Below are 1,497 nucleotides of genomic sequence, written 5' to 3'. Positions count from 1 at the left end.
CCTGACAAGCAGGTCCCTCCGAAGAAACGGATCGGAGGGGCACGCTTGTCGTGCCCGGGGAAAAAGAATGGATTATCAATTGGTGTTCATCGGACCCGACAAGCGGGTCCTCCGCAAGAGGTTCCCCCGACGTTTGTCGAGGCCATTCATGAATTGCCCCTACCGTTTTATCAACCGAATGTAGATGTGACAGGCACGTCGCTCCGGAAGAGGTGGCTTCGGCCTGCAACGCCGCTCGCACGCTTCGCCATGGAAAGTTCCGCGACCTCACTCCACTTCTGTGTGGAGGTCACCCGGCATGGCGAGAATCTTCTCACGCAGCTCTTCCACGAGTTCGGGATGACACTGCGTTTTGTCGCGCAGGGCCACACCCTTATTCTGTAACCGAACATGCACCATCTCCGCTTGGCGTTAAGGAGTACCCGGCACACCTAACGGTCTCGTAGGCTGTGGGGACAAATTTTAAAACAGGGTGGAATGGCACAACAACCACAATATTGTGATCGCATCTGTCTCCAAAAGAGGGCCCAACAAGGCACGATGCGCAACATTCACAGCACATGTTTCAGCGAGATTGGCAGGCAGGTAGCGTCTTATTGCTGCAAGCCAAATCACAGCAGAGCGTTAGGGCGTGGTTCACTTAGACCAAAACCGGGTGTCGCTATTGAGGAATAAGTTTACGCGCGTCCAGGCTGCCACAAAGTTACTCGCAAAATTGTTGCACTAGTTGGAGGCGAAGCTAAAATAACGAGCAGTTGGTGGGCCGCCATACATGTTTCGTCAAACAATCTGTTCGGGTTCATTGGTCCTTCTTGTTCAAGCGCGGAGGTGGAGCAATGAGTAGAGTCAAAACCAAACAACCGTCTGACAAAAGAGGGAGCTTTGTTCCCATGGATCGCGAATTGGGGAACGGTTTCACTCTCGTCGAACTATTAGTCGTTATTGCTATAATCGGCATTTTGATCGCATTACTGCTGCCTGCCGTGCAGGCAGCGCGGGAGGCTGCAAGGCGTAGCCAGTGCACGAACAATTTGAAGCAACTTGGACTCGGCCTTCACAATTACCACGACGTAAACGGAACCCTGGTTTACCGCGCGGGAGGGACTAACTCAAACTATGGTGGTCTTCCTTGGGGTTGGGCAGCTAACTGGCAGCAACGGTCCGGATTTGTTTCCTTGCTTCCCTATATCGAGCAAAAGGCGATGTACGACCAGATTCGCGCCGGAGACCCAACCGGGGCGACAAACGGTGGACAACCCGTAGCCCCTGAGGGGGGCTGGCCACACTGGGGCTGGAGTGTGTGGAATAACTCACCTGATGTTCTGCTTTGCCCATCCAACGATGGGATTCCCGACAAGAATGGCCGGCATACGGCTTACGCTTTCTGCGTGGGGGACCAAGTACAAAACGCAAACGATTCCACGGACGTTCGCGGACTATTTTGCAGAAACACGACTTATCGCTATTCCGACATTATCGACGGAACAAGTAACACCA

Annotated in this window: 2 protein-coding genes; both read left to right on the top strand. The window is 53.4% G+C overall.

Annotation, left to right across the window (positions count from 1 at the left end; translation table 11 throughout):
- Nucleotides 1-384: hypothetical protein (locus H5U08_RS18550; protein ID WP_297036564.1), on the top strand; the 384-nt coding region annotated here is incomplete at its 5' end.
- Nucleotides 385-836: 452 nt separating this feature from the next.
- On the top strand, nucleotides 837-1,497 hold a 661-nt coding region (locus H5U08_RS18545), incomplete at its 3' end, for a DUF1559 domain-containing protein (protein ID WP_297036561.1).

Source organism: Thermogutta sp., from assembly GCF_014359955.1.
Lineage (GTDB): Bacteria > Planctomycetota > Planctomycetia > Pirellulales > Thermoguttaceae > Thermogutta.
This window is presented reverse-complemented; position numbering and strand designations above follow the sequence as displayed.